The organism is Galenea microaerophila, from assembly GCF_054657255.1.
On record NZ_BAAHWZ010000001.1, the window covers coordinates 777,366 to 802,511 of the forward strand.

Consider the following 25,146-nt stretch of genomic DNA (forward strand, 5'->3'; position numbering starts at 1 on the left):
ATGTCTCTACGAAACAATAAGCAAGCTTTATCCATTGGTTTTAACAGGTGTTAACTGCCAGATATCCTGGTTATACTCACTAATGGTTCGATCGGTTGAAAACAGACCACTTCTTGCCGCATTAATAATACTCATCTTCGCCCAATGGTCTGTATCTTGATAGAGTAACGCGGCTTTTTCTTGTGCATCGACATAGCTACGAAAATCTGCCAAAACCATCCAAGGGTCGTGAGGGGATTTAAGGGCATGAAGCACATCATCAAAAATATGGGGTTCAAATTGATTAAAGTGTCCCGACTCTAAAAGCGCCATAACCGCCTTGAGTTCTTCATCATTATCAATATAGTCCTGCGGCTGATACTGAGGTCTTAAGGCCTCCACTTCCTCCTTTTTTAAACCAAACAGAAAGAAGTTCTCTTCTCCAACTGCTTCGAGAATTTCAATATTGGCGCCATCTAAAGTCCCTATGGTCACGGCTCCATTCATCATGAATTTCATATTACCCGTACCTGAAGCTTCTTTTCCAGCAGTTGAAATCTGTTCAGACAGATCTGCTCCTGGACAAATGACCTCCATGACGGACACTCGGTAGTTGGGAATAAAAACCAGTTTCAACTTATCACCAACTTCATGATCATTGTTGATAATATCCGCAACATTATTGATTAATTTAATGATTTTTTTCGCCATTTGATATCCAGGCGCAGCTTTACCGCCAATCAAAACACAGCGATTGGTCCAATGATCGGTCTCCCCCTTTTTAATCTTCAAATAGAGACGAATCACATGCAAAACATTTAACAATTGACGCTTATATTCATGAATGCGCTTCACTTGCACATCAAACAGGGAATCTACATCAAAAACCACCCCCGTCGTTTTCTCTACCAAAGCCGCCAACCGTTCTTTATTTTCACGCTTAATGGCTCGCCAGGCTTGCTGAAAAGCGGGATCTTCTGCATAAGCTTCTAGTTTACTCAGTTGCGCAAGGTCTGTTATCCACCCTTCTCCAATTTTTTCATTTAATAGCGCACGTAATCCTGGATTACACCCTGCAAGCCAACGTCGTTGAGTCACCCCATTGGTTTTATTGTTAAAACGCTCGGGCCACAGTTCATAAAAGTCATGAAATAGATCCTCTTTTAGCAGTTGAGAATGAAGTGCAGAGACACCATTAACAGAGAAGCTGCCCACGATCGCCAAATACGCCATACGGACATGATTTGTTTCATCAATTAATGACATACGCTGATAGCGTTCCCTCTCTCCTGGCCACTTCATGGAAACTTCTTTGAGAAAACGTCGATTGATTTCGTAAATAATCTCTAACAGTCGCGGTAGAAGTCTTTGGAAAAGCGCCACTGGCCAACGTTCTAGCGCTTCGGGCAACAGCGTGTGGTTGGTATAAGCCATACAGTGCAAAACAATTTCCCAAGACGCTTCCCAATCCATATGATAGTCATCTAGGAAAATGCGCATCAATTCCGCCACCGCCAAACTCGGATGCGTATCATTTAACTGAAAAACATTACACGCTTCAAAGCGACTAAAATCGCCTTGGTATCGCTCATCCCATTGCGCCACCACGTCCTGTAATGAAGCAGAAACCAAAAAATACTGCTGCTTCAACCGCAACTCTTTACCATTTTCGCTGGTATCATTTGGATAGAGCACTTTGGTGATATTTTCTGCCTCGGCCTCTTTGGCAATCGCTTCAAAATAAGAACCGGCATTAAACTCAAGCAGATTAAACCCTTCTTCGGAAATGGCTGACCAGAGTCGTAACGTATTGACGGTATTATTTTTATAACCGGGAATTGGGACATCAAAAGGCATGGCAATCACATTTTCCGTCTCTTCCCATAACACTGTCAGTTTGCCAGTTTGCGAATCCGTAAATTGATGTGTATGTCCCCCAAACTTAATTTTGCGGGCATACTCCATTCGCTGAATTTCCCAGGGAAAAGCACCAAAAGCGAGCCAATGATCAGGCTCTTCAACTTGATAACCATTTTGAATGCGTTGTTTGAACATGCCATACTCATAACGCAAACCATACCCTAATACAGGCAGTTGCAGAGTCGCACAAGAGTCCATAAAACAAGCCGCTAATCGCCCTAAGCCTCCATTACCCAGTCCTGCATCTTTTTCTGCTTCTTCAACCTCTTCTAGGGATAAGCCCAACTCATAGAGTGCATCCTCTACTTCATTTTCTATCCCCAGGTTCAGCAGGTTATTGGTTAAAGAGCGGCCAATCAAAAATTCCATGGAGAGGTAGTAGGCTTTTTTGTAATCCGTTTGATGGTAGGCTTTCCACGTCCCTTTCCAATTTTTGACCAGTCGATCGCGCACGGTATAAGCCATTGATTGAAATTGATACTCAGGCTTATCCTCAACACTGCGTCCAAGAAACGCATATAAATAATGAACAAAATCATTTTCAATATTATTTTTGGACAAACCCAGACCTTCTTGGCATTTCGAGATTTGTTGCGCAAGCTTTGTTTCTTTTTTCTTAGACATTTTAAATTCCTTCTTTAAACAGGGTTAAATACTGCTTAGCACTTTTCTTCCAACTAAAATCCTGTTTCATTGCGGTTTTTTGAATCTTTTGAAAGGTTCTTTTTTTACCCAGAATAAATAACGCATGAAGCAAGGTCGAATTTAATGCGTGGACAGAGGGGTCATAAAAAACAAAACCGGTCGCCGTTCCATTTTTAATATTCTCTTCAGTGGCGTTGACAACCGTATCTGCCAAACCGCCCGTGTGATGCACAATCGGTAAAGTGCCATACACTAAGCTGTACATTTGGTTCAAGCCACAAGGCTCAAAGCGTGAGGGCATTAAAAACAGATCTGCTCCTGCTTCCACCTTATGTGCCAAGGCTTCAGAATAACCAATATAAACCATGACTCGTCCTGGATAGCGATGGGCCAATTCATTCAGAGCATATTCATAACCCGCATCTCCAGAACCGACAATAATAAATCGAGCAGAGGTCTGTTTAATCAACTCTGGCAATGCTTCTAACAGTAAATCGATCCCTTTTTGTAAAACAAGCCGCCCAACAAACCCCACAACCGGCGCTTCTGAGGCAGCTTCCTCTTCTGTTAAATCCCAAAAATCGAGTAAATCTTTTTTATTCACTTTTTTAGCGGCGACACGCCCCTTGTCCACATCATAATGGCGTTTAATGTAAGGGTCATTTTTAGGATTCCAAATCTCGGTATCAATGCCATTCAAAATCCCCACCAAACGCCCTTCTGCATGGCGTTTACATAATACCCCTTCTAAACCATAACCATATTCAGGCAGACAGATTTCACGCGCATAAGTGGGACTCACGGTTGTCACCCAGTCGGCATAGAGAATGCCTGCTTTCAACATTGAGAGATTGCCATAAAACTCTACCCCTTCAGGATTCCACCACTCCCAAGGCAACCATAAACACTCAAACAACGATTTTGGAAAAAGCCCCGCATAGGCCATATTATGAATGGTAAATAGGGTTTTTGGACGTTGGGCTTCCAAAGAGAGCAGTGCAGGCACCAAACCGGTCTGCCAATCATTACTATGCACCAAATCCGGCTGCCATTCTAAGCCAACACGTCCCATTGCCACTTCAGTCACCGCTTTAGCAAAGACGCCGAATCGCTCACCATTATCCCACCAATCATCCCCTTCAGGGGACAAGTAAGGATTGCCAGGACGCTTGTAAAGTTCAGGAATATCCACTAACCAAACAGGTACATTTAACCCTTTTGCCTTAGCTTTAAAAAGCCGGACATGGTATTCTCGATGACATCCCCCCACTTTAAAGTCTGTCAGCGCTTTGACCTCTTTAACCTTTTCCCAAACATCTCCATAGGCGGGCATGATTAACTTAACGGAATGACCCAGTTTCGCATAAGCACTGGGCAGACTGCCTGAAACATCCCCTAATCCACCTGTTTTAATTAAAGGATAAGCTTCGGAAGTAGCAAATAAAATCTTCATCTTGATTGACTCTCTTTAAACATTGTCGACCCGTTTAAGCACAATGATGGCTAAAGGCGGTAAAGTTAATTCAACAGAATATGGGTGGCTCATCCAAGCAATCTCTTGTGTAGAAACCCCATCAGGGTTGCCCATATTGGCCCCCCCATAGCATTCGGCATCGGAATTTAACAGCTCTCGATAAACGCCCGCCTCAGGAACGCCAATACGATAGTGCTCATGGGGCACTGGGGTAAAATTACAAATACAGATTAAGGTTTCATCCTCTGCGAGGCGCCTAAAACTCAAAATCGATTGTTCATAATCATGGCAATCAATCCATTCAAATCCACTGGGTTCAAAATCTCTTTGATGCAGTGCTGGATGGGCTTGATAAAAATGGTTGATCTCACGGGCCCATAATTGAACCCCCCGATTTTCGGGCTGATCACATAAATACCAATCTAAAGCTCGTGCTTCTGACCACTCTTCATATTGAGCAAACTCTCCCCCCATAAATAGGAGTTTCTTACCTGGACTTGCCATTTGATAGCCAAACAGGAGCCTGAGATTCGCCATTTTTTGCCACAAATCACCTGGCATTTTATTGACTAAAGAGCCTTTCATATGTACCACTTCATCATGCGATAAGGGCAGGATAAAATTTTCTGAATACGCATACATCTGACTAAAAGTCAGTTCATTATGGTGATATGGACGATAAATGGGATCTTTCTCAAAATAACTTAAGGTGTCATTCATCCATCCCATGTTCCATTTCATGGAAAACCCTAATCCGCCCATCCAGGTTGGGCGTGAAACCATGGGCCAAGAAGTCGACTCTTCTGCCATCATCACACTGCCGACACACTGACCATGCACCTCTGTATTTAAGATTTTCAAAAATTCCATGGCTTCCAAATTCTCTCGTCCGCCATATTGATTGGGGATCCATTGCCCAGGTTCCCGCGAATAATCCAAATAGAGCATAGAGGCAACCGCATCCACTCTTAGACCATCGATATGAAACTTTTTTATCCAGTAAAGGGCATTGGCAATCAAAAAATTGCGCACTTCATTGCGCCCATAATTAAAAATATAAGTCCCCCAATCTTGATGCTCGCCCTGTCTAGGATCTTCATGCTCATAAAGAGCGGAACCATCGAATCGAGCTAAAGCAAATTCATCTTTTGGAAAATGCGCCGGCACCCAATCCAAATACACGCCAATACCATTTTGATGACAATGATCAACGAAATAACGAAAATCATCTGGCGTACCGAAACGAGAGGTTGGAGCATAATAGCCAGTGGTTTGATATCCCCAAGATTGATCCAACGGATGCTCTGTAATCGGCAAGAGCTCAATATGAGAAAAGCCCATCCATTTCACATACTCGACCAGACGATGGGCAATCTCGCGATAATTCAAAAAACTGCCATCGTCAGCTCTCTGCCAAGAGCCTAAATGGACTTCATAAATATTCAGCGGGGATATGGCCCATTGATCCTTGGCGCGTTCAGTCAACCACGCCTCATCCCCCCATTCATAATCCGAGTGGTAAACCACGCTGGCCGTCTTGGGACGCAGTTCCATCCATTGCGCATAGGGATCCGTTTTAACCAAACAATGCCCCGTATGTGCATTACGAATTTCAAATTTATAGAGATCTCCAGGTTGAAGCCCCGGAATAAACAACTCCCAAACCCCACCACCGACTGTTCGCATCGGATGACGCAAACCATGCCAACCATTAAAGTCACCGACCACTGAAACGCGGCTGGCTGCGGGAGCCCACACGCCAAACTGCACACCTGCAATACCATCAATGGATTTATAGTGCGCACCGAGCACTTCATAAATTTGCCAGTGACGACCTTCTTGAAAGAGGTGCAAATCCAATTCACCCACCGTCGGCAAAAAAGTATAAGGCGAAATCACTTCATGGCTGCTGCCATCAGCCTCTATCCACTGTACTGAATAATGTTGAGGCATCGTTTTTTTATCTGTTGGTTTGATTTTGGCCACAAAAAGCGCTGTGCCCTCAATGCGTGTTAATTTATGCGTATGTGCTACAGTTGCCTGCTCAGCAGTGGGCAACCAAACTCGGATCTCCCAGTGGTCGCCCACCTGATGCCAACCCAACACCTGAAAAGGATCATGGTGGGTGCCTGTTTGTAAGCGCTCTAGGTGTGATTTCAATTTTTGTTCAGATCGTTGCATAGTTTCTCTTTATGTGCCACTCAAGGCGGATATTTTGGGTGCCATCGGCCCCTCTCGATGATAGATCTCAGTTAAGTGTTTAATTCGGTTCGATAAATGTTCTGGAAGGTCTTGCCAATCTAGTTGCCAAGCCCAATTCCCTTCGCAAGTCCCTGGAACATTCATTCTCGCCTCAGTCCCCAATCCTAAATAATCTTGCATCGGAGCGATCATCATAAAGGCTGGCGAAGCCATAGCCGCAGCGATCATGGGCCAAGGCATCTCGCCGGCAAACTGATAATCCGCTAAGGCCGCAGTCACTTTTTGCCGAGCTTGTTCTTCTAATTGGTTCCACCAACCTAAAGTGGTATCATTATCATGGGTACCGGTATAGACGACAGAATTCTCCACTTGCGACTGCAAACTATTTGGATTCTGCTGAGGATCCCCTTCAAACCCAAACTGTAACACCGACATGCCTGGTAAATGAAACGCCTCTTTTAACGCTTTCACTTCTGGCGTAATTTCCCCCAAATCTTCTGCCACCAGTTTCATCTCTGGAAACCGTTGATGTAATACAGAGAGCAACTCTTTACCTGGCACAGGCTGCCAATGGCCGTGTTCAGCCGTTTTCTCTTGAGCATCAATCTCCCAGCAAGCCACCAATCCGCGAAAGTGATCAAAACGAATATAATCAAACTGTGCCATCATCTGCGCAAAACGTTTGATCCACCAATCGAATCCCGTCTCGGCCATCACTTCCCAATGATAAAGCGGATTACCCCAATATTGACCCGTTTTGGAAAAGTAATCAGGGGGGACCCCTGCCACCACGCTCGGTTTAAGCGCATCATCCAATTTAAATTGATCGGGATTCACCCATACATCCGCACTGTCATAAGCCACAAACATTGGCATATCCCCAAACAGCTGAATACCTTTGGCGTGAGCATCGGCTTTCAATTGCTGCCATAGCTGATCCAGCATAAACTGCTGTTGTTTTAACAAAGTTATTCGAGATTGATGCTGTTGTGCAAACTCGGCAAGCGCTTGCGGATCCCGTTTTTTATAGGCCTCTGGCCAATCTGACCAGGGTTGGCATTGAAAGGTTTCTCTTAAAGCGATAAACAGTGCATAATCATGGAGCCAATGGGGGGGATGGTTTAAAAACTGCTCATAAGCCGCTTTGTCTAGTTGCTGCTGCCAATTATCCGGTAAAAGTGCAGGATTCATGGCGAATGCGGACAGACTTTGATAAGGCGATAACCCTTGCGCTGGCTGGGTCAGCGGCAACATTTGCCAAACACTCAAACCTGATGCCACCATCCAGTCTAAAAATCGCCAGGCCGCTTCATCCAACTTACCCAACCCACTGTTATTCGGAAGTGAGGTGATATGCATTAAAACGCCCGCTTGCCTGGTTCGCTTCATTCAGACACCCCTCTTTGCATGACGCCACCATTTTCCATGTCTCCGCCGCCTTTAGACAAAGGCGTATGCAAAGAATCCGGGACGGGGGCCTCTAATAACTGATAGAGTTTTTGTAGATGTCGGCGGTACAGCGCCTCAAAATCCTGCACACTACTGGCTGGATTATAATCGCCCAACCACCAGAACCAATCTGAACTTTCACAAATGGCCAATTGCCCAGTGGCTGCCGTTTTTTGTTCATCGGTCAATTTCCCAGAAGCGACCACTTGATCATAGGTTTGTTTGGCTTCAACCAACAGATCCCAACCCGCATTTTTATGCGGCTCACCAATCCAAGTCGAAAAAGAGCCATACACCCAACTGCCTGCCCTCAACACCGGTAAAGCTCTTAAAGGCACCTGCTCTGCCAAAGCCTCAGCAAAGGTGGTCATTTTAATTCTTGGATCTTTTGCCAGTTTGGCATAAAAAGTACTCAAAAAATGGTAACCGTTCTCTGGATAATACTCCCAAGCATTCTCCCCATCAAGAATCACCGACACCACATGCTGTTCCACCTGTTCGCCTAGAAAATCAGCAATATTGTGTAGATGGCTTATAAAATTATTAACTGCATCCTCTGCATTCCACGTCTTGTATTGAAATCCGATTAAATCGGACAAGCCATCATCTCTAAAAAACAGGGCGCACTTTTGTTCTGCATGCTGGAACGGCTGATAAAGTGCTCTTTTAGAAGAGATGTCATGATTATCTAAATGGGAAGCTTCACAAGAGTGTCGCCAGACCCCTTCACCAGAAGCTGTCCACTGAATGCCATATTGATCTAATAACGCCACCGCTTCACTACTCACGCCACCTTCCGATAGCCACACCCCTTTAGGTAGGGTGCCAAAATAGTGTTGAAAAACTTCAAAACCTTTCTCCAACTGCCATTGTGCACGTTTCTTTCCACCCGGGTAATAAGGGCTTGATGGCATCGGTGCATAAGGCATCGCATCCTTCATCGCCTTAAAGTCAATTAGCAGCGGAATCATCGGATGACTATAGGGAGACATGGAAATTTCAATCTGGCCTGTTTCCATTAAGGCACGGTAGCGGGGAATCAGCCCTTCCAAAGCATCGGCCATCACCTCAATGACGGTTCGCTGATCTTTCGCTGAAAAATGCGCGCCTAAACTCCCTTTTTGAATGAGCGCCGCCACTCTCTGATCTGTCAAACGCAAACTGGTGCCCATCCATGCCAAGTGATACCACATTAACAGATCGATAAAATACTGATCATTAAAATAGACCAGTGCTTTAAAATCCTTAAAAGGAATCTCATTATCGCACTGAGCCATCTTCACCAGGCTTTTAAAAGCCGGATAAGGATCAATCATGGTAGGGGCAAACGCTTTTTGGCAAGCTTGCACAATCTCCAAGCGTTGTCCATAGTCAGGGGTGATGGCCGTGGCGCCGCTGACCCAATTCAGTAAAGGGTCACACATTTCTTGACCTGAATTCAGCCAAGCGCGCATTTGCTGCGCATAATCCTCTATCTGCTCTAACAGTACAGGCGTGAAATTCACCACCACTTTTGCCTTGGGGGTATTTTCTAAATGCGCTGCCATATCGGTGTAATCTTTAATGGCATGCAGATAGACCCAAGGCAAACGATAAAGGCCATCTAAACCATCTCGATAATGCGGTTGGTGCATATGCCAACAGATCACCAATTTAAGCTGTTTGTTTTTCATCCATTATCCTTAGCGTACAAAATGTAACCGTTGCCCCAACATCTCTGATGTCACTAAAACAATTCCCGAACTGGGTTCCACATAAAAATTTTGCGCATCCGCTTCAGGATCTTCACCAATCACCATCCCATCGGGAATCACGGCCCCCTTATCAATCACTGCATTTTGAATACGACAGTGCCTACCGACTTGAACCTTAGGCAACAAGACGGAATCTTTAATTAAACTGTAACTATGAACACGACTGCCACTTGATACCACTGAACGCTTAATACGCGCACCAGAAATGATACAGCCACCGGCCACCATGGAGTCGATGGCCTCACCTCGACGCCCTTCATCATCAAAAGTAAATCTCGCTGGCGGCATCTGTGCTTGATAGGTCCAAATCGGCCAATTACTGTCATACAAGTTCAACTGCGGCACAATACTGCACAAATCCAGATTGGCTTTCCAATAGGACTCAATAGTGCCCACATCTCGCCAGTAGGCCTGCTCTCCGTGTTCATTCACAAAGGGATAAGCTTTTACTCGGCACTCATTAATTAGGGAAGGAATAATATCCTTACCAAAATCATGGGTTGAATTGGGATTATCGTAATCTTCAATCAACTTTTGAAACAGAAATTCCCTTGAAAAAACATAGATGCCCATCGATGCCAATGCCTTATCGGGTTGATTGGGCAGCGTATCCGGTTGATCGGGCTTCTCGGTAAATTTCGTAATGGTCAAATCCTGATCGACTGACATTACCCCAAAACCTTTCGCCTCTTCAATGGAGACTTCAATACAACCAATGGTCACATCCGCACCCGAATCCACATGTGCCAGCAGCATTTTGCTGTAATCCATTGAATAAATATGGTCCCCTCCTAGGACGAGCACATACTCTGGTGTATGGCGGCGTAAGATATCCAAATTTTGAAATAAAGCGTCTGCAGTGCCTCGATACCACTCTTTATCCACTCGCTGCTGAGCAGGCAGCAGCTCTACAAACTCTCCCACTTCATAACGCATAAAAGACCATGCGCGCTGGATATGTCGAATTAAAGAGTGTGCCTTATACTGGGTCAAAACGCCAATTTTGCGGATGCCTGAATTGACACAATTGGAAAGTACAAAATCGATGATTCGGTATTTACCCCCAAATGGGACAGCCGGCTTTGCACGCCATTTGGTTAAATCTTTTAATCGGCTTCCTTCACCGCCTGCCAACACCAACGCCAAAGTATTTTTGGTTAAATCACTCTCTGTTTTCATATCACGATAATACTTCATGCCACCCCCGTTTTTATCTGTTAAATTTTTGTTTAGCCAAATAATAGGCCCCTAACAAACCGATCTCCTCACTCATCACCAAGTACACCGGCATCGATTGCACCCAATTCGAAAGTCGACCTTTGGCGGTCATCGCTTGCTTAAAATAGGGTTGCTGTAACCAATCATAAATCTTAGGCGCAATCCCACCTGCAATATAAATACCCGCTTTAGCCGACCAAAAAAGAGCAAGATTTCCAATGTAGGCGCCATAAATTTCGACAAACATTTTCATCGCTTGCTGTGCAATGGGTTCACCTGCATTCGCTTGCACATGCACCTGTTGCGCAGTCTTCACCGTCTTTAATAAAGCAGGCCGCTCGCCCAGATTTTTGGCGTGGTAAAAGGCATACAGACGTTCCAGACCTTTCCCAGAAAGAAGCCGCTCATAAGAGACATGCGTCCATTGATTTTCTAAGACTTGTAGTAGCTCAAACTGCTGCGCATTCGCAGGCGCAAAATCCATATGCCCGCCTTCTGAGGCTTCGGGAATCCAGTTGCCGTCGCAATTTTTAATGGGCGCTACGCCCAATCCCGTTCCAGCGCCGACAATCAGACGATTCCCCTTTACCTCTTGCTTACCAACCTGTAAACAGCGCATTTCTTCGACAGACAAAAGGTTAAGTCCCCAAGCGGCAGCGGTAAAGTCATTCTCTAACATCACCTGGTCAATATGACAAGTCGCCGCTAAAGCCTCAGCATCGACGACCCAAGGTAAATTAGTTAAATGAACTCTACTTGAAGTCACAGGTCCGGGAAGCCCCAAACAAGCAATGTCAAAATGGGGTAAAGAAAAGGTTTGTTGAAAGGTTTGAATCAGTGCGGTTAAGGAAGGAAAATCTGCGCTGAGATAGCGTTTTTGAGCCAGCGGGAGATCGGCTTCAACCTCATAGGCCGAAAGCAACACTTTGGTCGCACCGACATCCCCCACTAATAACCTGCCCATAAAAGGCTCCTCAACTTTCAACTTTACATGATTTCAATTCTAGCATGAAAATTGAGGTTAAAATGACAATTCAGTGAAAATCAATCTCTTCTGGGATAATTCCCCCGAGCGATTAAGCCACCATCTAAGGTCAACACAGAGCCGGTCATCCAACTGGCTTCATCTGACAACAGATAGGCGGTCGCATACCCCATCTCTTCTGGTGTACCATACCGCCCCAATGGCATATTTTGCGTCCACTTTTTCTCCATCGCGGGTTGGCTTAAAATCGCCTGTGTTCGCTCCACTGGCACCACGCCAGGGGCTAATACATTGACGCGAATCCCATAGGGTCCCCACTCAACGGCTTGCGCTTGGGTCATCGCATCTAAGCCCGCCTTTGAGGCGGCATAAGCAGAAAACCATTCACAAGTGGCTTGCGCGTGAATACTGCTGTTATTTACAATCGCTCCACCTTGTTTGGCCGCTATACAGGCTTGGGCAAAAGCGGTTGAGAGCAGATAAGGCGCTTGAAGATTGACCGCTAAGGTCTGATTAAACTGTTCGCCCACAGGATCTTTTAAAGCCAAACTTTTGGTCACAATACCCGCATTATTCACCAGAGCATCCAGCCCTTCAAAACAGTCCCATGCCTTTTGAAAAAAGGGCTGAACCTGTGCCAACTGACGAAAATCACACTGCAAAACCTCAGCTTCGGCGCCTAATTCAGTCACCGTTTGCAAAGTCTGCTCAATGCCGGATTGATTTTGGTTGTAGTGTAAAACCAAACGACAACCCGCTTCCGCCAAGACTTTTGCCATCCCTGCACCTATGCCGCTTGAGGCACCGGTAATCAGGACCCGTTTATTTTCCAAACCTGATAACTTCATAAACATTTCTCCAAAAGTTCAACGATTTTTTCGGTGGCGTGATGAGGCGCCTGCTGACGAATCGCTTGCGAAGCTTGCTGTAATTTTTCTTCAGCCAGCCAAGTTTCCAACGCGCATTTCAGTCTCTCTTCCGTCAACTCTAACTGCTGAATCACTTCACCGCCCCCCATCTCAACCAACACTTGGGCATTGGCCGTTTGATGGTCATCGACCGCATAGGGAAAAGGCACCATAATGGCTGGCCGAGCGGTTGCCATCAATTCACTCACGGTCAAAGCACCGGATCGACAGATCACCAAATCCGCCCATTCATAAGCCTCTTGCATCTCAGCAATAAATGGCGTCACCTTAGCTTCAACGCCTGCTTGTTGATACGCTTTTTGGGCTTGCTCAAAAGTTTTCTCACCGCTTTGATGCCACACTTGTGGTCGCTTATCCGGGGAGAGTTGGGCTAATGCGAAGGGCACAATCTCATTTAAAGCCAACGCTCCCCGACTACCTCCCAACACCAATAAATGGCGCGGCTGATGCGGCTGAACAGGGGGCACCTTTTCTAACTCTGCACGCACGGGATTGCCCACCAACTTCACTTTATCGCCCTTCAAAGAGGCTTGCGGAAAAGCGGTGAACACTTGGTCCGCTAAATGCGCTAAAAGACGATTGGTTAACCCAGGAATCGCGTTCTGCTCATGAATCACCAAGGGTAAGCCTTTCATTTTAGTCGCCAGCCCGCCAGGACCACAAACAAAACCGCCCATCCCCAAAACCAAATCTGGTTGCTGCTGCTTTATAATCGCCTTTGCTTGCCACATCGCACGCGTCACATTGATGGGCGCTTGCAGCCAACCCAATAAGCCGTTGCCACGCAACCCACGAATATCAATCGCATCAAATGGAATTTTTGCTTTTTCTACCCAAGGTTTTTCCATGCCCACCTGTGTCCCCAGCCAAACGACTTCAATGCCTTTTTTGCGCAACGCATGGGCAATCGCGATGCCTGGGAAAACATGTCCACCCGTTCCTCCGGCCATAATCATCACTTTTTTCGTGGTCGTCATGCGTGCTCCTCCCGCTTCATTGCAAGCTGGCGTGTTTCATAATCCACACGGAAAACGATTCCCAACGCGATTAAAATCAATAAGGCACTCGACCCCCCATAACTCATCAATGGTAAGGTCAGCCCCTTAGTGGGGAACAGACCTAAATTGACCCCCATATTAATAAAGGCTTGCAAAATAATCCAAATGCCCACGCCATAAGCGATCATGCCACCAAAAAACAACCCTTTTTCCAGCGCACGACGACCAATCGCAAATATTCGGAACACCATAAACAGATATAACGCCACTAAAACGACAACGCCGATTAAGCCAAACTCTTCAGCAAAGATGGAAAATAGAAAATCGGTATGCGCGTCTGGTAGGTAGAGCAATTTTTGCACACTTTCGCCCAAGCCTACCCCATCCCAGTAACCTCGCCCTGAAGCGATTAAGGCCTGCGACAATTGATAGCCTTTACCAAATGGGTCAGCCCAAGGATCCAAAAAGCTGGTCACGCGCTGCATGCGGTAGGGGCTGGTCACCACCATAATCGCCAAAAAAGTCGCCATAGGAACCACCGCAATCACAAAATACCGCCAAGGCGCACCGGCAATCAACAACATGCCCGTAATCACCACCGCGATCACAAAAGTCGAACCAAAATCGGGTTCCAATAAGAGCAACATGGCCGTCAATCCAAAAGGCAGAGCCAAACGGATCACTGCCTGAAAGTTCTCCCGAACCGCCTCAGCATGTCGATCCAAATAACCGGCCAAAAAGATAATGACCACAATTTTCATAAACTCCGAAACCTGAAAATTCATCAGCCCCAACGGTAGCCAGCGTTTGGAACCATTAATCTCACGACCTACCAATAACACCAGCAGCAGTGAAGCCAAGCCAATTAATAACAGCAGTTGCCGTTTTTTTTCCCAAAACACTAAGGGCACTCTAAACACTAAAAAAGCAGCAAAAGTGCCTAGCCCCATGGCAAATGCTTGGCGCAATAAATAATGAAAAGGAGAGCCGAAGCGTTGTTCACTGATGGCAATCGACGCGGAAAACACCATGGTTAATCCCAAGGTCATTAAAATGGCTATCGCCGCCATCAAACCATAATCCACTGGCCAGCGTTCATGGTTTGGAAAAAGATCCAGCCCCTTCAACATGACGCATCCTTATTCAGGGCGAATACCGAGCGCTCAAAGGCTTCACCACGCGCCACATAGTTAGCAAACTGGTCAAAACTGGCACAAGCGGGTGAAAACAGCACAATATCCCCCGATTCCGCCAATTCAAAAGCCTTTTGCACGGCCTGCTGGAGCGTTTCCACCTGCTCTAGCTTTAATTCACTAGGCAGGACTGGGGATTTTGACAATTTTTTCTCTTTTTCTGTGCTCTGAGCATCTGTCAATGGCTGAGCTAAGCTTTGAGCGATTAAGGGCCCATCTTGACCGAATAAAATTGCCGATTTACAAGATAAAACGGCGGGTTGTAAAGCTGTAAAATCGGCGGCTTTACCTACTCCACCGGCAATTAAAATCACTTGACCTTGTCTCTCCGCCGCTTGGGGCACAAAACTCTCAATGGCAGCAAGGGTTGCACCCACATTGGTGCCTTTAGAATCATTAATCCATAAGACCCCATCGATCTCAGCCACAGGTTGTGTCCGGTGTGGCAACCCCTTAAAGCTTTTTAAGACCTGTTGATAAACAGAGAGTGGAAGCTCAAAAGGTTCGGTTAAGGCCATTGCAGCCAAGGCATTAAGCTGATGATGTCGAGTTTGTATCATCATCTCTGGGACCGCAATTAATCGCGCCAAAGTTCCATCCGCATTTTTTCTGACTAAAAAATCGCCCTTCTCAAAAGAAGCACGACCATAATGCCCGACTTGCTGCGGCGGTTGCAAACCAAACCGGATCAGACGCTGAGGATGGTTCATTGGCAAAAAGTGAAAATCTTCCGGCACTACGGCCAAATCCGTTTGATCTAAAAGGCGTGTTTTCGCTTGAATATAGGCTTCAAAACTGTCATAACGGTCCATATGGTCTTCACTGAGATTCAAGACACTGCTAGCAGTGGTTTCCAACGAATAGGTGGTCTCCAGCTGAAAACTAGACAGCTCTAATACATAAACTTCATATGCCTGATCATCCAGCAGCAGATCTAATGCGGGTGTGCCGATATTACCCCCAATCCCAACGCGATAGCCGGCTTGCGATAAAAACTGCCCCACTAAAGTGGTGACCGTACTTTTCCCATTTGAACCGGTAATGCCAATAATGGGTTCGCCGACCGCACGTGCAAACAGCTCGATATCCCCAATAATCTCTTTCCCCAGAGCTTTTAAATGCTCAACCCAAGGTTCAGATTGCGCAATGCCTGGACTGAGAACCACCTTATCAAACTTTGTTAACCATTCCGTTGGTAACGCCCCCACTGCGAAAGGAATGGTTGGAAACGCCTCCTTAAGTGCTGCGAGCTCTAAATCCGTTCGCGTATCAAATGCAAAGCAGGGCTCCTCCATTTGTTGAAAATAGCGTAAAACCGACTGTCCTGTAATGCCTAAACCTGCGACTAAATACATTGTCTCTACCGAATTTTTAAACTGGCTAAGCCAATCAAAACTAAGATAATGGTGATAATCCAAAAGCGCACAATCACCTGTGATTCATGCCACCCTTTCTGCTCAAAATGGTGATGCAAAGGGGCCATTAAAAATATGCGTTTCCCATTGCGCAGACGGTATGAACCCACTTGTAAAATCACCGAAAGGGTCTCTGCGACAAAGATCCCGCTCATAATAAAGAACACCAACTCTTGTTTAACTGAAATCGCCACCACCCCCAGTGCCGCACCAATGGACAAGGAGCCAACATCCCCCATAAAGACTTGGGCCGGATGCGCATTAAACCAAAGAAAACCTAAACCCGCACCCGCCAAAGCTCCACAAAAGATGGTCAACTCTTCAACGCCGGGGATATAGGGAATGTGCAGATAATTTGCAAAATAATAGTGTCCAGAAGCATAGGCAAACACCCCTAATGCAGCGGCAATCATCACCGATGGCATAATAGCCAACCCATCAAGCCCATCGGTAAGATTCACCGCATTGGAGCTCCCCACGATCACAAAATAACTTAAAATAATGCTCCAAGCGCCCAGGTAAATATAGGTCTCTTTCATATAAGGGATCAACAGATCTAACTCTGCGGGCACTTGATGAAAGGCATAGAGACTGTAAGCGGCAACCAACCCCACAATCGATTGCAAGGCATATTTGACCCGGGGCCGCATCCCTTCCGGGTCTTTATGCACCACTTTCATATAATCATCCCAAAAACCAATCAACCCAAATGCCAACATGGTGAAAGCCGTAATCAGTAGATAGTGATTAGTCAGTTCACCCCACAGTAAAATCGAAACCCCGACTGAGAACAGAATCATCACCCCGCCCATCGTCGGCGTACCCGATTTCACTAAATGGGTCTGCGGACCATCTAAACGGATACTCTGCCCAACTTTCAGACGAATCAACCAGCGAATGACTCTTGGACCAATATAAAAGGAGATCAATAGCGCGGTTAACACCGCCATAATCGCACGCAGGGTGACGTACTTAAACACCCCAAATCCAGAAATATAGTGCTGAAGATAATCTGCCAAATAAATTAACATCTTGTAATCCTTATCATTTAATGGGATGCTTGCAAGGCTTGCTGCAAAGCCTGCACCACCTTTTCCATCTGTGCGGAACGTGACCCTTTAACCAAAACATGAGAAATGCCGGCTAATTGCCCCTGTTGTAATTGTGTCTTTAAGGTTTCCGCCAAAGCCTCTGCCGTTGGAAACCCCTGACTGCCCTCACCAAACGCCAAAGCGGCCGGTAAAGCCGACTCGCCTGCCGTCCAAAGATGCGATACCCCCATCTCTTTCGCAAAGCGTCCCACCTCTTGGTGAAGCTGAAAACTTGAATCACCCAACTCCGCCATCGCCCCTAAGCAGAGAATCGTCTGCCCTTGTGTAGCTTGCCCCAAGCTCACCAATGTCTCTATGCCTGCCTTAACCGAACTCGGATTGGCATTATAACTGTCATCTATAACTGTGATTTGCGGACGCGATTGATCAGCTGTTGTGGGTAAAGTTTGCACTTGTAAACGTCCAGACTCCCCCACATAATTCTGTAAAGTCGCCGGCACCAATCTCAAATCCAACTTCAACGCCAAACAGACCGCAAAAGCTGCACAGGCATTCATCGCATTGTGTCGACCAAAGGTGGGTAAACAGAGATGAAACTGCTGTCCACGCCAACTTGGATGATTGACCTGCAAGCTAAAACAGATGCGATCTGTTTTTTGTTCAAAATCCAATAATTGCACATCTGCATTTGCAGACTCACCAAAGGTTAAAAAGGCTCTCCCCAATGCCTGACACTGCTGTTGCCATACCTCACTGCCTATGCTCTCTGCAGGAAAAATCGCAACGCCGTCCTCTAGCAAACCCTGAAAAATTTCCCCTTTGGCCTGAATAATATTTTCAAGTCCCCCAAACCCTTCAATATGCGCGGGCGCTAAGCTGGTGATTAAGGCAATATTAGGTTGTGTTAAGGCGGTGAGGTAAGCGATCTCTCCTAGATGATTCGCTCCCATTTCAATCACGGCAAAAGCGTCTTTAGGCGTCACCGTAAGTAAGGTGCGCGGCACGCCCAATTCATTATTCAAATTTCCTTGTGTCGCCACTGTCGAGGCAAAATTTTCTAAAATGGTTCTCAAAAGGGTTTTCGTTGTCGTCTTACCATTACTGCCAGTCACCCCTATCCACGTGGTCTGCGTCAATTGCTGACGGTGCCATGCAGCAAAGGCACCCAGTGCCTGCCGAGTATCCCTGACTACCACCCAAGCAACCTGAGCATCATACTGCGGATGCTGTTGCCGCAATGTTTGCAGTTGAGATTCATAGGTCGATTCCAATAGCACAGCGACCGCACCGGCTTCTATCGCTGGTAAAATAAATTGATGGCCATCAAAACGCTCCCCCTTTAAGGCGATATAGAGCGCAGGCGCCAAAATTTGTCGGCTGTCGGTAGAAACCGAGCTAAAAACCGTCTCTATTTGTTCTGGATTTAAACAGTGCCCGCCCACTTTTTCCGTGGCCTCTACGAGCTGTTTAACACGCCATTGGGTCTGCTGCATGAGATTTCCTTTTTTGCAAGGCGGCTTTGGCCACTGCCTCATCTGAAAAATAGATTTTTTCTTTGCAAAACTGCTGCGTTGTTTCATGACCTTTTCCGGCAATCAACACCCCTTCTCCAGGCTGCGCTTGGCGAATGGCCCACTCGATCGCACGCGCTCGATCTTCAATAATCTGCGCGGCTTCTGGATGCTGAAGACCTTGCACAATCTCTTCAATAATGCTCATTGGCGATTCACAACGCGGATTATCACTGGTAATCACTATTTGATCCGCCAAGCGCTCTGCAACGGCGCCCATTAAAGGGCGTTTTCCCCGATCTCGATCTCCACCGCACCCAAATACACAAGTCAATTTCACATTCGGCAGATGTTGGCGAAATGCGGCCAACGCTTGCGCCAGCCCATCCGGTGTATGCGCATAATCAATCACAACCATAGGCAATTTGCTCGCCTCTTGCGTCTGCAACTCAACGCGTTGCATGCGCCCAGCAACCGGTTGTAGCGCCTTTAAATGTCGAGCAAGTTTGGGTAAAAAATCCGCTAAAGCATCCTGAGTCTGACCGCTGACAATACCGATGGCACATAACACATTCTCAATATTGAATGCCCCCAATAAATGCAGCTGGCAAGTTTCATGCACGCCGGAAAATTTTACGATACCGTGGATACCACTGGGCAGAAATTGCGGTTGCCCACAAGTCAAATCAATCGCTTCGGAGTCCACACCTTTATCAAAGGCGGCATATTTAAGACAAGCGTGCCCCTTTTGCGCTGCACAAATGGCTTGTCCCACCGCATCACTGACATTCACCACCCAGCGTTTTGCCGAATGCCCATACTTTAAAAACAGCTGTTTTTTGGTTGCCTGATAATTCGCTTCACAGCCATGAAAATCGAGATGGTCACGTGTCACCTGCGTCAGCGCCAGCGTATGAAATTGCACAGCCTCAATTCGACCCAAGGCAATGGCATGCGAAGAGACCTCCATCACCACCGCTTCTGCCCCCTTGCGGGCAAACTCCGCCAATAATCGATGCACGGTCACCACCTCTGGCGTCGTATTGAGACTGGGGGTTAACGCTTCTAAAAAGCCACACCCTAAGGTGCCAATAACCGCCGTCGGCTTACCCAAAGCCTGTAACAACTGCGCCGTATAAAAGGCTGTAGATGTTTTGCCATTCGTGCCGGTAATACCAATCACAGCGAGCCGTTCTGAAGGGGCATCATAAAACCAATGGGCAAAAGCCCCCAGCCGTTCAGATAGCCCCTTGACTTCTAATACGCGCTGTCCCTGAGCGCGCAGCATTTGGATTTTGGCTTGAATCTCAGGCGAGGCCTCATCCGGCGTTAAAATGGCCACACAATTTGTATCGCCCTTGATAAAATCCAAACCGTGCGCCTGAGTGCCCGGCAAGGCAATAAAAACCGCATTCGCCGTCAACTGACGGCTGTCTGTTGTCAGCTGCCAAACATCCCCGTCGATACCCTCGTTATTCACGTCCAACCACGCAGCGATTTGTTGAAAAGACTTCCTCCAACTCGGATCCATGGTGTCATTTTTAGAGACTATGTCAGACAAACCCTTACTCCTTCAAGTCAGAAGAGGGATGACCATCATGAGCTAACCCCTTTCCATCTCTGTTTTTCGTCTGTGCATCATAAGGGATATGCTTTAAACGCAACACTTCTTGCATCACCTCTTTAAAAATCGGCGCAGCGACCAGTCCACCATAGTAGATCCCACGACTGGGTTGATTGACCACAACGGTCATAATAAATTGCGGATTGGAAACCGGCACTATGCCTGAAAAAACTGCACGATAGGTATTTTTTTCATAACTCCCCTCCTTACTTCTATGCACTGTGCCCGTTTTACCCGCGACACGATAGCCTGGAATGGCCGCTTTAGGCGCGGTTCCCCCTTTTTCAGTCACCGCCTCCATCATCTCTAACACTTTTTGAGCCACTTCAGGCGAGATCAGTTGATGGTGTTCAGTCGCTTGATTAGGCTGTTTTTTTAGCATGGAAAGGGGCATAATGGCACCTTCATTGGTGAACAGTAAATAAGCATGCGCCAGTTGTAATAAATTGATATCAAATCCATAGCCATAAGAGGCCGCCGCCTGATAAACTTTGCTCCAATCTTGCCAAGTTTTCATAAACCCCATGGATTCTCCTGGCAAAAACAGACCACTGTCTTGACTAAATCCCAATGCATGATAGAAATGCCAAATCTGTTCAGGTGTCATTTTTAACGCCACTTTTAACGCCCCAATATTACTTGAGTGTTTAATAATCCCTGCAGGGGTTAAAAGCCCATGATTACGCGTATCCGAAATCACTCTGTCAGCGATTTTGACATAGCCAGGCGCTGTTTGAATTTTCGTACTTTCATCAATTACCCCCTCATCCAGAGCCTTAGCAATAATAAATGGCTTAACGGTTGAACCCGGCTCCATCAGATCGGTAATCGCACGATTGCGCAAACCGGTACCCGCTATTTGACTTCTATCATTGGGGTTAAAGCTTGGCACATTGACCATGGCCAAAATTTCGCCGGTTTTCGCATTCAATACCACTGCAGAAGCCGACTTAGCTTGATGCTGAATCAACGCCTTTTTTAGTGCTCGATAGGTAAAATATTGAATATCCTTATCAATGCTTAAGGTGATCTCATGACCCGGTTTTGCCGGTTTCAAATCCTTAACAAACTTAACCACATGGCCCGCTCTGTCCTTAATCACCAATTTTTTCCCAGGGACCCCTTTTAACCAATCATTATAGGTGTACTCAATACCATCCTGACCTTGGTCATCAATATTGGTATAACCCACCACATGGGCCAAGATCTCTCCTGATGGATAATAGCGCTTATATTTTTCTTCTAAAAACAGACCGGGAATGTCTAATTTGGCTAACTCCTCAGCGATATTCGGCAGCACCTGACGCTTTACATAGATAAAACGTTTGTCCTGATAGGCCATCGCTTTTAAACGCAAGGATTCCGATGAGATCCCCAATGCTTTTGCCAATTCAGGTAGCCGTTCTAGATGTCGATTAAAATATTTTGGATCCACCCACACATCCACCACAGGAGTGCTCAACGCCAACAGCTCTCCATTCCGATCGAAAATTTCACCCCTTGGTGCAGAAATAGCCATCTCTCGAATTTGACGCTTATTTCCTTCTGACGCTAAAAAGTGGTGTTGATAAATTTGAATATAAATAGCGCGCCCTAAAACAGCCAGTGCCGTCAAAAAGATGATGGCTAAAATTAAAATATCACGACGCATTTTCAATCGAGAAAAGTGGTTCATTGTGAGTCTTCACCGTTTGCATTCTGAGGCAGATAAATGGTCTGAAGATTTTTGAGTTTTGGATTTTTCTCTAACCGAAGATGCAGCTGCTTTTCCGCAATCTGCTGAACACGCGCCCTTGCAGTCAAATGAGACTGTTCTAACCGCAACTTTCCCCATTCTGTCTTTAAGGCTTGTTGCGTCTTCATTTCAGCATAATAATTTGTTTCCAGATGACGCACTTGATGCTGTACCCAAACATTCAAAACCGCCAAAAGTAAGACGATCAGCAGAAGACTCGTCAATAATCCAACCGAAAAAAGCCCGCGCCGCTGTGCGATCCAGCGGGCGGGCTCAAAGCGCCTTATCCAACTCATAAAGCTTTAAAAACTAATCGGCTTGACGGCGTAGGAAAGCGGGAATATCCAAATAGTCTTGACTCCCTGTCTGTGCAGTAGTGCGACTGTTAACCGCCACCTTAACCACTTCCGGCTCGTCAATCGCCAAAGAAGGTTGTTGTGCAGATCCTTGTGCCAAAGGAGAGATGACCTTCTCCTGAGTTTGCGCTTCAACCTCTACAGAATCTGCCCCTGCAGCATGCGCCAATTTAACTTGAGGCTGGTCAACATTTACTTCCGTTGATTTTTTCTCTTGTTGGCTTGATTGAGGTCGATTCAACTCTACACGCTGAGGTTTTGCAGAAGCCGCTCTCGCCTCTTCCAATCCAGTTGCCACCACGGTAACACGAACCTCATCTGTCAAGGTTTCATCAATTGAGGTTCCAATAATCACGCGCGCGCCCTCAGCGGCCACCTCTTCAATGAGGTCTCCCACTTCATTGAATTCACCCAAGGTAAAGTCTAAACCACTGGTAATATTGACCAACACCCCGCGTGCACCCGCAACGGTCACTTCTTCTAATAATGGGTTGGCGATGGCTTTTTGTGCCGCTTTTACTGCGCGATCTTCACCTGTTGCCAGTCCCATGCCCATCATAGCCAAGCCGCGTTCGCTCATGACTGTGCGTAAATCTTCGAAATCCACATTAATTAAACCAGGACGCGTCACCAACTCTGAAATCCCTTGAACAGCGCCATGCAAAACTTCATTGGCATAATCAAAGGCTTTTGCCAAAACAAAATCCTTGCCTAACACATTCAACAACTTATCATTCGGAACCGTAATCAAGGAATCTACATGTTGTGTCAACTCGGCAATCCCTTCCTCTGCGACTCGGTCTCGACGTTCAAAACGGAAAGGTTTTGAAACCACACCCACCGTCAGAATCCCCATTTCACGCGCAGCTTGTGCCACGACAGGGGCAGCGCCTGTTCCTGTGCCACCGCCCATACCTGCGGTAATAAACACCATATCAGAGCCACGAATCGCTTCTTTTACCTGTTCAATATTTTCTTTGGCGGCAGCCCCCCCTTTAGTTGGATCTGCACCCGCACCTAAGCCATTTTCTCCCAATTGAATGCGAATATCCGCTTGAGAATTGGCTAAAGCTTGTGCATCCGTATTGGCCACAATAAAATCCACGCCCTCAACTTGAGAACGCACCATATAATCAACGGCATTACCGCCGCCTCCGCCAAGCCCAACGACTTTAATGACAGGCATTCCAGCTGGTTGAACAGGTGTCGTTTCTTTTCCAACGAACTTCATGACATTGACTCCCCTCAATGGTATTTACGTTAATTTTTCCGCCACACGCAGCACCGCACTGCGCGCTCTTGGATTCTGAGTTTGTTCCATACTAGATGGAAAAATGGGTTTCCCCACCCGTTTCAGCACAGGCTCAACGCCTGCCACTGGCACGGGGGACTCCGGAAATAAATCGATATAAGTCGATTTATCTCGCATAAACTGTTTCACAATACGGTCTTCTAAAGAGTGAAAACTGATCACTGATAACCGGCCGCCAGGCGCCAATACCTCCACTGCGCCTTCTAACACTTGATGTAAAGCGTCCAGCTCACCATTCACAGCAATCCGAATTGCCTGAAAAGTTCGGGTTGCTGGATGCTTATGTTTTTCAGTTTTTGGTGAGACGCGTTTTACTAATTCCGCTAAATCTAATGTCGTTTGCAACTGACCTGCGTTCACCGCCTCTTTAATCGCGCGCGCAATGCGCCCCGAAAAACGTTCCTCTCCATATTGACTCAACACTTTTTTCAGTGTCTGCTCATCCACCTGCTCCAGCCAGGCTTTAGCACTCAAGCCTGTCTGTGGATTCATCCGCATATCTAGTGGACCTTCTCGCATAAAGCTAAAGCCTCGGCTCGCATCATCCAATTGTGGCGAAGAGACACCTAAATCTAATAAGACGCCCTTTACTTTTCCCACCCAATCACGCGCTTCACAATAGGTTTTAATATCAGCAAAACTGCCATATTGAATCTCAAAACGCGGATCTTGAAAATGGGTTTGTGCATATTCAATGGCGACTGGATCTTGATCAATGGCCAATAAGCGACCTTGTGATCCCAACTGTTCCAATATCTTGCGACTGTGGCCACCGCGGCCAAATGTGCCATCAATATACTTTCCTTCCGCCTCAATCGCCAGTGCTTCCACAGACTCACGTAACAACACTGAATCATGGCTAAATGTTTGCGGCTGGCTATCCATTTATAGGCTCAAATTAGTTAAGGCTTCAGAAGGCTGCTGAGTCGCGGCTTCATCCAACATCTCAGGTCGACTCGCTTCCCACTCAGCCTGGGACCATAATTCAAATTTATTCCCCTGTCCGAGCAAAACTGCTGCTTTTTCTAATTTTGCATGCTCTCGTAACATGGGGGGAATCAATACACGCCCTTGTCCATCCATCTCCATTTCGGTCGCATGTCCCAAAAGCAAACGCTGATAGAGACGAGCTTGTGGGTCTACATTCGGTAGAGCCATTAATTTTCTTTCAATCACTTCCCACTCATCCAATGTATAGAGCAGCAGACAAGGGCTATGCAGATCAATGGTGGCAACCAGTTGTTTATCGCTTGCCTCTGCAATCGACTCACGGTAACGCTTGGGAATCGCAATGCGTCCCTTCGTATCCATATTGATTGCATTGATGCCTCGAAAAAACAACATTGTAATTCCACTTTTCACCACTTTTCACCACTTGTCGCCACTATATTCATT

General features: G+C 46.4%; 19 protein-coding genes. All 19 read right to left on the bottom strand.

Annotation, left to right across the window (positions count from 1 at the left end; genetic code table 11):
- Positions 1–27 precede the first annotated feature (27 nt).
- On the bottom strand, positions 28–2,523 hold the full coding sequence (locus ACYQ05_RS03820; protein WP_459818487.1) for a glycogen/starch/alpha-glucan phosphorylase: 2,496 nt from the start codon (positions 2,521–2,523) through the stop codon (positions 28–30).
- Position 2,524: 1 nt separating this feature from the next.
- Complete coding sequence (glgA, locus tag ACYQ05_RS03825; protein ID WP_459818489.1) at positions 2,525–3,997, bottom strand: glycogen synthase GlgA; 1,473 nt, start codon at positions 3,995–3,997, stop codon at positions 2,525–2,527.
- 15 nt (positions 3,998–4,012) lie between these two features.
- Complete coding sequence (glgB, locus tag ACYQ05_RS03830; RefSeq protein WP_459818491.1) at positions 4,013–6,199, bottom strand: 1,4-alpha-glucan branching protein GlgB; 2,187 nt, start codon at positions 6,197–6,199, stop codon at positions 4,013–4,015.
- 9 nt (positions 6,200–6,208) lie between these two features.
- Entirely contained in the window at positions 6,209–7,609 is a 1,401-nt protein-coding gene (malQ, locus tag ACYQ05_RS03835; RefSeq protein ID WP_459818493.1) for a 4-alpha-glucanotransferase, read from the bottom strand.
- Entirely contained in the window at positions 7,606–9,342 is a 1,737-nt protein-coding gene (locus ACYQ05_RS03840) for a glycoside hydrolase family 57 protein (protein WP_459818495.1), read from the bottom strand. Before ACYQ05_RS03840 ends, malQ begins: the two co-directional genes overlap by 4 nt.
- A 9-nt stretch (positions 9,343–9,351) precedes the next feature.
- On the bottom strand, positions 9,352–10,620 hold the full coding sequence (glgC, locus tag ACYQ05_RS03845) for a glucose-1-phosphate adenylyltransferase (protein WP_459818496.1): 1,269 nt from the start codon (positions 10,618–10,620) through the stop codon (positions 9,352–9,354).
- A 13-nt stretch (positions 10,621–10,633) separates the two neighbouring features.
- Positions 10,634–11,605 carry a glucokinase gene (gene glk / locus ACYQ05_RS03850; protein ID WP_459818497.1) on the bottom strand — a complete coding sequence of 324 codons (972 nt, stop codon included), beginning with the start codon at positions 11,603–11,605 and terminating at the stop codon, positions 10,634–10,636.
- An 80-nt stretch (positions 11,606–11,685) separates the two neighbouring features.
- On the bottom strand, positions 11,686–12,474 hold the full coding sequence (locus ACYQ05_RS03855) for an SDR family NAD(P)-dependent oxidoreductase (protein ID WP_459818498.1): 789 nt from the start codon (positions 12,472–12,474) through the stop codon (positions 11,686–11,688).
- On the bottom strand, positions 12,471–13,532 hold the full coding sequence (murG, locus tag ACYQ05_RS03860) for an undecaprenyldiphospho-muramoylpentapeptide beta-N-acetylglucosaminyltransferase (RefSeq protein WP_459818500.1): 1,062 nt from the start codon (positions 13,530–13,532) through the stop codon (positions 12,471–12,473). The genes ACYQ05_RS03855 and murG overlap by 4 nt, the downstream gene beginning before the upstream one ends.
- Entirely contained in the window at positions 13,529–14,683 is a 1,155-nt protein-coding gene (ftsW, locus tag ACYQ05_RS03865; RefSeq protein WP_459818502.1) for a putative lipid II flippase FtsW, read from the bottom strand. Before ftsW ends, murG begins: the two co-directional genes overlap by 4 nt.
- Positions 14,677–16,101, bottom strand: a complete 1,425-nt coding sequence (gene murD, locus ACYQ05_RS03870) for a UDP-N-acetylmuramoyl-L-alanine--D-glutamate ligase (RefSeq protein WP_459818504.1) — start codon at positions 16,099–16,101, stop codon at positions 14,677–14,679. Before murD ends, ftsW begins: the two co-directional genes overlap by 7 nt.
- A gap of 5 nt (positions 16,102–16,106) precedes the next feature.
- The gene (mraY, locus tag ACYQ05_RS03875) at positions 16,107–17,192 is read right to left on the bottom strand and encodes a phospho-N-acetylmuramoyl-pentapeptide-transferase (protein ID WP_459818506.1); all 1,086 of its coding nucleotides are present in this window, start codon (positions 17,190–17,192) and stop codon (positions 16,107–16,109) included.
- Between the two features lie 17 nt (positions 17,193–17,209).
- Positions 17,210–18,706: a UDP-N-acetylmuramoyl-tripeptide--D-alanyl-D-alanine ligase gene (locus tag ACYQ05_RS03880; RefSeq protein ID WP_459818508.1), complete on the bottom strand. Its 1,497-nt coding sequence runs from the start codon at positions 18,704–18,706 to the stop codon at positions 17,210–17,212.
- Complete coding sequence (locus ACYQ05_RS03885; protein WP_459818510.1) at positions 18,681–20,285, bottom strand: UDP-N-acetylmuramoyl-L-alanyl-D-glutamate--2,6-diaminopimelate ligase; 1,605 nt, start codon at positions 20,283–20,285, stop codon at positions 18,681–18,683. Before ACYQ05_RS03885 ends, ACYQ05_RS03880 begins: the two co-directional genes overlap by 26 nt.
- 4 nt (positions 20,286–20,289) lie before the next feature.
- Positions 20,290–22,023, bottom strand: a complete 1,734-nt coding sequence (locus ACYQ05_RS03890) for a peptidoglycan D,D-transpeptidase FtsI family protein (RefSeq protein WP_459818511.1) — start codon at positions 22,021–22,023, stop codon at positions 20,290–20,292.
- Entirely contained in the window at positions 22,020–22,379 is a 360-nt protein-coding gene (gene ftsL / locus ACYQ05_RS03895) for a cell division protein FtsL (protein WP_459818513.1), read from the bottom strand. The genes ACYQ05_RS03890 and ftsL overlap by 4 nt, the downstream gene beginning before the upstream one ends.
- 13 nt (positions 22,380–22,392) lie before the next feature.
- The gene (gene ftsZ / locus ACYQ05_RS03900; protein ID WP_459818515.1) at positions 22,393–23,670 is read right to left on the bottom strand and encodes a cell division protein FtsZ; all 1,278 of its coding nucleotides are present in this window, start codon (positions 23,668–23,670) and stop codon (positions 22,393–22,395) included.
- Between the two features lie 24 nt (positions 23,671–23,694).
- Entirely contained in the window at positions 23,695–24,636 is a 942-nt protein-coding gene (gene rsmH, locus ACYQ05_RS03905) for a 16S rRNA (cytosine(1402)-N(4))-methyltransferase RsmH (RefSeq protein WP_459818517.1), read from the bottom strand.
- Positions 24,637–25,095, bottom strand: coding sequence for a division/cell wall cluster transcriptional repressor MraZ (mraZ, locus tag ACYQ05_RS03910; protein WP_459818519.1), 459 nt, complete (start codon positions 25,093–25,095; stop codon positions 24,637–24,639). It abuts the gene before it with no gap.
- Positions 25,096–25,146: the final 51 nt, after the last annotated feature.

Bases quoted from the DNA above. Each gene is read 5' to 3' on its own strand.
- ACYQ05_RS03820 (WP_459818487.1), bottom strand. From the start codon at position 2,523: ATGTCTAAGAAAAAAGAAACAAAGCTTGCGCAACAAATCTCGAAATGC.
- glgA (WP_459818489.1), bottom strand. From the start codon at position 3,997: ATGAAGATTTTATTTGCTACTTCCGAAGCTTATCCTTTAATTAAAACA.
- glgB (WP_459818491.1), bottom strand. From the start codon at position 6,199: ATGCAACGATCTGAACAAAAATTGAAATCACACCTAGAGCGCTTACAA.
- malQ (WP_459818493.1), bottom strand. From the start codon at position 7,609: ATGAAGCGAACCAGGCAAGCGGGCGTTTTAATGCATATCACCTCACTT.
- ACYQ05_RS03840 (WP_459818495.1), bottom strand. From the start codon at position 9,342: ATGAAAAACAAACAGCTTAAATTGGTGATCTGTTGGCATATGCACCAA.
- glgC (WP_459818496.1), bottom strand. From the start codon at position 10,620: ATGAAGTATTATCGTGATATGAAAACAGAGAGTGATTTAACCAAAAAT.
- glk (WP_459818497.1), bottom strand. From the start codon at position 11,605: ATGGGCAGGTTATTAGTGGGGGATGTCGGTGCGACCAAAGTGTTGCTT.
- ACYQ05_RS03855 (WP_459818498.1), bottom strand. From the start codon at position 12,474: ATGAAGTTATCAGGTTTGGAAAATAAACGGGTCCTGATTACCGGTGCC.
- murG (WP_459818500.1), bottom strand. From the start codon at position 13,532: ATGACGACCACGAAAAAAGTGATGATTATGGCCGGAGGAACGGGTGGA.
- ftsW (WP_459818502.1), bottom strand. From the start codon at position 14,683: ATGTTGAAGGGGCTGGATCTTTTTCCAAACCATGAACGCTGGCCAGTG.
- murD (WP_459818504.1), bottom strand. From the start codon at position 16,101: ATGTATTTAGTCGCAGGTTTAGGCATTACAGGACAGTCGGTTTTACGC.
- mraY (WP_459818506.1), bottom strand. From the start codon at position 17,192: ATGTTAATTTATTTGGCAGATTATCTTCAGCACTATATTTCTGGATTT.
- ACYQ05_RS03880 (WP_459818508.1), bottom strand. From the start codon at position 18,706: ATGCAGCAGACCCAATGGCGTGTTAAACAGCTCGTAGAGGCCACGGAA.
- ACYQ05_RS03890 (WP_459818511.1), bottom strand. From the start codon at position 22,023: ATGAACCACTTTTCTCGATTGAAAATGCGTCGTGATATTTTAATTTTA.
- ftsL (WP_459818513.1), bottom strand. From the start codon at position 22,379: ATGAGTTGGATAAGGCGCTTTGAGCCCGCCCGCTGGATCGCACAGCGG.
- ftsZ (WP_459818515.1), bottom strand. From the start codon at position 23,670: ATGAAGTTCGTTGGAAAAGAAACGACACCTGTTCAACCAGCTGGAATG.
- rsmH (WP_459818517.1), bottom strand. From the start codon at position 24,636: ATGGATAGCCAGCCGCAAACATTTAGCCATGATTCAGTGTTGTTACGT.
- mraZ (WP_459818519.1), bottom strand. From the start codon at position 25,095: ATGTTGTTTTTTCGAGGCATCAATGCAATCAATATGGATACGAAGGGA.